The sequence below is a fragment of the Psychrobacillus sp. NPDC096426 genome (assembly GCF_044762745.1).
Classification (GTDB): Bacteria; Bacillota; Bacilli; order Bacillales_A; family Planococcaceae; genus Psychrobacillus.
The window spans coordinates 1-6,204 of the sequence record NZ_JBIWEX010000051.1 but is presented as its reverse complement, the minus strand read 5'-3'; the positions used below and the strand labels follow the sequence as shown (position 1 = coordinate 6,204).

Genomic DNA, 6,204 nt, shown 5'->3' with positions numbered 1-6,204 from the left:
AAGAGCCGTGTGCGTTAATAGCGCACGCACGGTTCTGTGAGGGGTGGTGAAACACAATCTCCCGCTAGGGAGAAAGGTTTCCACCTACTCGACCCAGATGAGTGAGACAGATAAGCCATCACAGCGTCCGCCTGCAGCGAAAATCTTAGCGGTAACCTAATAGAGCCTTTTACGACGCATTATCCCGATTATGTGCATCATTCCATTCATCTTTCCCATTCTCTGTATCGAGCCAGACACAGGCATTTTTGTTCGTGTGCTATATGGAGCGAGCATAACCTGATATTACCCAGCTAACTATAGAGGTAAGACGTCTAATGTATGACGAATTTGTGAAAGTAAGTGCTAATATATTGTATTTCTTTATACGACATGATAAAGTAAGAGTGTGAAATAAATCACAAGATAACATACACCCCTTTGTTTGAACGTGAACATTTCTCCCATCCCCTTTGTAAAACGAAAACACCCTTTCCTAACTGAGGAAAGGGTGTTTTCTATGTGCAATAAAATAAATGAAAAGAAAAGAAAAGCTCCTCATCCACGTCGGGTGAGGAGCTTTTCTTCATTATTTTTTAATCGCCATATGACAACGTCTGGTAATACCAATCGTTCTACTTCTTGAAGTAAAAGGAGTTTTTTCAGTTCTCGTTCTGCTTGTTGTTCGGAAATATTATAATAGCTAGCAATTTCATTTGTCGTTAGGGAATGGAAGTGATCAAAAAGCTTTTCGAGAGCAGGTGGTTCCTGTACTTCTGGTTTTTCATATAGCATTTCTTGTAATATTTGTACATAAATTTCATATGGATAAACACCTGAAACTTTTATACCTTCATCTTCAATATTTTCGTTAAAAAATACGATACTTGGAAATGTTGTAACATCCATTTCAGAAGTGATCGATAAATCACTTTGGAAGGAACGTGCACATTCTTTTGACTTAAAGTCTTGGGTAAACTCCTCTACATCAATGTTGACTTTACTTGCTATTTCTTGCAAAACAGAGAGAGAAGTAACATTTTTAGTTTTAATGAAAAGATATTCTTGAATTTTATTGAAAAAACGAAGAGCTGCCTTTCTTCCTTGAAACTCTGCAGCTTTTACTGCGATGGAAGGGAAAACAGAATGCTCAATATTCGGGAATTCGCATTGAATCTTCTTTTTTTCTTCAGTTGACATTTTGCAAACAGTATTTAAATTACTTAGCTGTGTACTAAGTACAGTTCGGATCGTAAAATACTGTCCATATTGAACTTGCAATTTCCGAATAATCGGTTGCATTTCCCAACAAGCCGAGCAAAGCGGATCTAAAAAAACGTACATTTCAAGTGGCTTGTTTAGAAAAGGAGATGTAATCGGTTCAGTCGGAATGAGTATTCTTGTCACTATTGTTCCTCCTCATGACTCATTTGATTGACCATGTGGTTGGCAGTAAGTTCAAGTCTTCGATAGAAGGTTTCACGCATTTTACCATCAAGACCGACAGTATCCATTGCAGCTCTCATGCAGGAAAGCCAAGCTGCTGCTCTTTCAGGTGTAATAGGAAATGGATTATGACGCATTTTCATCATCGGATGTCCATGCTCTTCTGTATATAAATTAGGACCGCCAAGATATTGAGTTAAAAATTGTTTTTGTTTTCTTGCGGTTTCAGTTAAATCATCTGGAAAAATCGGCTTTAGCATTGGATGTTTTGCAACATTACTGTAAAACGTATCGACAAGCTGGGATAATTTCTCTGCTCCAATCTCATCGTAAGGAAGTATTGGTTTCTGTGTCATTATTCGTTACTCCTTTGTTTTAGCACTAATATCATTCTATCAATCCTAAAGAATTATCTCAAATAATTAGACCGAAAGAATAGCAAATGCACATATGAGTGGGAACAGTCGTATATTTGCAAGACAAAACGACCTTTTTCGAGGCCGTTTTAACGCTAAGCTTGGTAATAGTTTAATACTTTTTGAACATAGTTTTGTGTTTCTTTATACGGAGGGATTCCACCGTACTTTTTTACTGCTCCAGGTCCCGCATTATAGGCAGCCAGTGCTATTTCCGTGTCTCCATTAAACTGATCAAGCATTTGGCGTAAATATTTGGCGCCGCCCATGACATTTTGCTCTGGGTCGAAACTGTTCGTTACGCCTAAGTATTTGGCTGTACCGGGCATCAATTGCATTAATCCGGAGGCACCTGAGGAACTCTGCGCAGATGGATTAAAATTGGATTCTTGTTTAATGACAGATGAAATAAGTTTTTCAGGTACATTATAGTTTTTCGCTGCACGTTTAATAATGTCATCAAAATCCGAGGGTGTCACCCCGCTTGATGGTATATAAGCGGCAATAGCATTCATCAAATTCTCACTTTGATATGCAAGGTTTGATGGCGTAAAAACAGGGGAATTGCCAGTATAATACAAGAAATTCCTACTATCTAAAGATGTATTTTGTTCACCAGTTTTTAGTACTTGTCCTAACATTTCAGAAAATAAGGAAGTCGTAGAAGTGTTAAGCGAACTTTGTACACTTCCAAGTGTCTGCATTGCATTTATTTCCATCAATGTTTTAAGGGATTGAACATCCATTAGGTATCAACCTTTCAACGAATTGTTATATTTCATAAGACGCGCAATTTTTTTATCGGTATGTCGGTGGGGAATATGAAGTTCTTCTAATAATTGAGAAAAAATCTTCTGTCCAATTTCGACATCTCCACATTCATATTCTACCTCAAAATCTTCTATGCGACTATATAAGGAGTGATCCAAAAATAGTACCCCATTGTTATATGGGATTTGTGCTCGATCTGTTTGCATACTACCGATACATGTTAATGGACCTTGATCTTTTATTTGCTCCAAAAATGAGACGGAAGGGAAGCGAGTTTCGTGTATAATCGCATCTCGTTCATCATCAGATAAAGTTTTCGTTTGTTCGTCCATCACATGTTCTTGTACTGGTGTTTTTAATGTTAGTTCATTGCGGTTTGGTAAAACGCGTAATCGAAACCCCATTTTCTTTTCTTTAAAATAATTTTCTGGTGTATCAAAATAATAATTTGTTTGTGTTTGGAAGTCAGTAGTTGTTAAGCCTAAAAAAGCCACTATTGCCTGGAATTCTTCTTTTGTAAGTAGGTTTTTAAACTCGATTTCTCGTTCAGATTGCATAATTTCACGACCTTTCCTATTATTTCTATTATAGACGCTTTGCAATGAGTTTCAATATGATAAAATAGTGGAAGAATGGACAGAAAGGAAAGATTAATTTTGCCTATTACTTATAACGTGCACAGTGGTGTGCAATTAGAAAATGATATTCGTTTTACATTAGAGGTAATGCCGAACCAACCTGGTATAAAAGCAGGAGGACAAATGATCACCGATTCGGATTCTATGTCATTTGTGTACTTATTAGAAGATGAAACTGGGTATCATTATGTGAAATTTGGACAAGATGTATGGCCATTATTAGTAAACACGTTAAAAGCAGAAGTAGATCCAACATTACAATTTGGAGATGTGGAGCTAACTTTACATAAGTTTAGAGAAGAACTGGAAATGCTTATTTTTAATATTGAAGGCAATGATAACTACGGTGCTAAGTTTTCAAAAGCAGTAGAAGAAGCATTTGAAGAAATATTAAAAGCAAGTAGCAAGTAGCAAGTGAAATGGGGGTAAAACTTATGGGGCAATGGGAACGGTTTTTAGACCCTTACAAGCAAGCAGTTTCCGAATTAAAAGTGAAGTTAAAAGGAATGCGTACACAATATGAAATTGAAAACACAAACTCACCGATAGAATTTGTTACAGGACGTGTCAAACCACTTGCGAGTATTTATGATAAGTCGCTTATGAAAGGTATTGTATTCGAACCTTCTGAGACGTTAGCGAAGGAAATACCCGATATCGCAGGACTCCGAATGATGTGTCAATTTGTAGATGATATCGAACATGTGGTGAAACTTTTGCGTGCTAGAAAAGATATTAAAGTGGTAGAAGAACGAGATTATATTTCTCATAAAAAGCAAAGCGGCTATAGATCGTATCATGTAATTATTGAGTATCCGGTTCAAACGATACACGGTGAGATCAATATTTTAGCGGAAATACAAATTCGAACGCTTGCAATGAACTTTTGGGCATCCATTGAACATTCGCTAAATTATAAATATAAAGGGATTTTCCCAGAAGAAATTAAAAAACGCTTACAGTTTGCGGCGGAAGCGGCTTTTCGTTTAGATGAGGAAATGTCTTTAATACGCGGAGAAATACAAGAAGCCCAAAAATACTTTAGTGAAAATAAAGAACTATCTACGCCAAGAATTCATGAAAGCCATAAAGAAGAAAGGGGGCGCACGCGATGAGATTTTTTATTCAATCACGAAATGATAATTTATCCAATCGCTTAATGGAGACGGCGAAAAAGTATTTAGTTGATTTTGGACTTATATTCGATGAAGAAAATCCTGATATTGTTTTGTCAATTGGTGGAGATGGAACGTTATTACACGCATTCCATAAGTACAAGCATTTAACAAGCTCTGTTGCTTTTGTCGGAATTCATACGGGACATCTAGGTTTTTATGCCGATTGGAAACCGGTAGAGATCGAAAAGCTTGTTATTAGCATTGCACAAAAAGAGTTCGAAGTCATTGAATATCCTCTTTTGGAAGTAACGATTAATTATCAGCATGAAGAGGATAGTTCTGTGTATCTTGCCGTCAATGAATCGACTGTAAAATCTCCAGATGTGACATTAGTAATGGATGTGGAGTTAAATGGAAAGCATTTTGAGCGTTTTAGAGGAGATGGACTATGTATGTCTACACCATCTGGAAGTACAGCGTACAATAAAGCGCTAGGTGGGGCAATCGTACATCCTTCTTTGGAAGCAATGCAACTTGCGGAAATTGCTTCTATTAATAATCGAGTTTTCCGAACAGTTGGTTCTCCACTCGTATTACCCAAGCATCATTCTTGTTTACTAAAGCCAGTAAAAGGTCCGGATTTTATGGTGACGATTGATCATTTACAATTATTGCATAAAGATGTGCAGTCGATTAAGTACCGAGTAGCAGATGAAAAAATTCGTTTTGCAAGGTTTAGATCGTTTCCATTTTGGCAACGGGTGCATGATTCATTCATTGATAGTGAACTGGAAAGATGAACAAGCATTCCATAACATTATCGTTTGAAATAAACGAACCACAGTTGTTACTACGAGATGCCATTAAACATTATGGAATTTCTAAAAAAGCTTTAACAAGTATTAAATACGAAGGTGGTACGATACTTGTTAATGGGGAAGAAAAAACGGTTAGGCATATATTGACAGTTGGCGACAAAGTGACGATTATTTTTCCTGAAGAGAAAAGTAGTGAAGGATTAATCGCCGAAAAAGGGGATTTCCCCATTCTGTTTGAAGATGAACATATATTAATATTTTCGAAAGAAGCAGGACTTAGTACGATACCTTCACGCGAGCATCCACATGGAACGGTTGCGAATTTTGTTGCAGGTTATTTTGCAGAAAGTGGTCTTTCTTCCACTGTTCATATTGTGACAAGATTAGATAAAGACACATCCGGTGTGATCTGTGTAGCGAAGCATCGACATGCGCATCATCTATTAAGTGAAATGCAAAAAGCAGGTACTATATCTAGGGAGTATGAAGCAATTGTACATGGGTTTATACAACAAGACAGCTTTGTAATAGATGCTCCAATTGGTCGAAAAGATGGCAGTATTATCGAGCGTCTTATTTCGCAAGAAGGGAAATATGCTAAAACATCTGTACAAGTGTTAAATAGGTTTCACTTGCAAGGAGAAGAGCTTACGCATGTCCGGCTGCAGCTACATACTGGACGAACGCATCAAATCCGTGTACATATGATGTCAATCGGTCATCCTTTAATAGGAGACGATTTATACGGCGGTAGTCAAAAGTTCATAAGTAGACAAGCATTACACGCAAGAGAGTTAAACTTGAAGCACCCCTTTTCAGGGGAAACATTAAAAATAATATCTCCTTTTCCAAAAGATATGAAGGATATTATTCCAACCAAAACCACTAAATAGCCCTGTATACCAGGATAATTTAGTGGTTTTCCCCTTTAGCCATCCATGTAGCGCAAAATCAGCGCTACACCACAGAGAATGAAAATGTGAAAAACGGGTATAGGATACTACGGCTGGGAGAGGAA

At 37.2% G+C, this 6,204-nt stretch carries 8 protein-coding genes; 4 read left to right on the top strand and 4 right to left on the bottom strand.

Features of this window, described 5'->3' with window-relative positions; genetic code table 11:
- Nucleotides 1–537: 537 nt before the first annotated feature.
- The 4 genes from ACIQYS_RS22275 to ACIQYS_RS22260 form a co-directional block, all read right to left on the bottom strand.
- Nucleotides 538–1,386: a ClpXP adapter SpxH family protein gene (locus ACIQYS_RS22275; protein ID WP_402985206.1), complete on the bottom strand. Its 849-nt coding sequence runs from the start codon at nucleotides 1,384–1,386 to the stop codon at nucleotides 538–540.
- A complete protein-coding gene (locus tag ACIQYS_RS22270; protein ID WP_402985204.1) occupies nucleotides 1,386–1,781 on the bottom strand; it encodes a globin domain-containing protein in 396 nt (131 codons plus the stop codon). Before ACIQYS_RS22270 ends, ACIQYS_RS22275 begins: the two co-directional genes overlap by 1 nt.
- Nucleotides 1,782–1,936: 155 nt before the next feature.
- A complete protein-coding gene (locus tag ACIQYS_RS22265; protein ID WP_402985202.1) occupies nucleotides 1,937–2,587 on the bottom strand; it encodes a lytic transglycosylase domain-containing protein in 651 nt (216 codons plus the stop codon).
- Nucleotides 2,588–2,593: 6 nt separating this feature from the next.
- Nucleotides 2,594–3,169, bottom strand: a complete 576-nt coding sequence (locus tag ACIQYS_RS22260; protein WP_402985200.1) for a CYTH domain-containing protein — start codon at nucleotides 3,167–3,169, stop codon at nucleotides 2,594–2,596.
- A gap of 99 nt (nucleotides 3,170–3,268) precedes the next feature.
- Between ACIQYS_RS22260 and ACIQYS_RS22255 the strand changes: the two genes are divergently transcribed.
- From ACIQYS_RS22255 to ACIQYS_RS22240, 4 genes are read left to right on the top strand one after another with little or no spacing between them, the layout of a single operon-like run.
- Nucleotides 3,269–3,661, top strand: a complete 393-nt coding sequence (locus ACIQYS_RS22255) for a UPF0738 family protein (protein ID WP_402985198.1) — start codon at nucleotides 3,269–3,271, stop codon at nucleotides 3,659–3,661.
- A gap of 23 nt (nucleotides 3,662–3,684) precedes the next feature.
- The gene (yjbM, locus tag ACIQYS_RS22250) at nucleotides 3,685–4,365 is read left to right on the top strand and encodes a GTP diphosphokinase (RefSeq protein ID WP_402985196.1); all 681 of its coding nucleotides are present in this window, start codon (nucleotides 3,685–3,687) and stop codon (nucleotides 4,363–4,365) included.
- A complete protein-coding gene (locus ACIQYS_RS22245; protein ID WP_402985194.1) occupies nucleotides 4,362–5,168 on the top strand; it encodes an NAD kinase in 807 nt (268 codons plus the stop codon). Before yjbM ends, ACIQYS_RS22245 begins: the two co-directional genes overlap by 4 nt.
- Complete coding sequence (locus ACIQYS_RS22240; RefSeq protein WP_402985192.1) at nucleotides 5,165–6,079, top strand: RluA family pseudouridine synthase; 915 nt, start codon at nucleotides 5,165–5,167, stop codon at nucleotides 6,077–6,079. Before ACIQYS_RS22245 ends, ACIQYS_RS22240 begins: the two co-directional genes overlap by 4 nt.
- The last annotated feature ends 125 nt before the right edge of the window (nucleotides 6,080–6,204 follow it).

Bases quoted from the DNA above. Each gene is read 5' to 3' on its own strand.
- ACIQYS_RS22270 (WP_402985204.1), bottom strand. From the start codon at position 1,781: ATGACACAGAAACCAATACTTCCTTACGATGAGATTGGAGCAGAGAAA.
- ACIQYS_RS22265 (WP_402985202.1), bottom strand. From the start codon at position 2,587: ATGGATGTTCAATCCCTTAAAACATTGATGGAAATAAATGCAATGCAG.
- ACIQYS_RS22260 (WP_402985200.1), bottom strand. From the start codon at position 3,169: ATGCAATCTGAACGAGAAATCGAGTTTAAAAACCTACTTACAAAAGAA.
- yjbM (WP_402985196.1), top strand. From the start codon at position 3,685: ATGGGGCAATGGGAACGGTTTTTAGACCCTTACAAGCAAGCAGTTTCC.
- ACIQYS_RS22245 (WP_402985194.1), top strand. From the start codon at position 4,362: ATGAGATTTTTTATTCAATCACGAAATGATAATTTATCCAATCGCTTA.
- ACIQYS_RS22240 (WP_402985192.1), top strand. From the start codon at position 5,165: ATGAACAAGCATTCCATAACATTATCGTTTGAAATAAACGAACCACAG.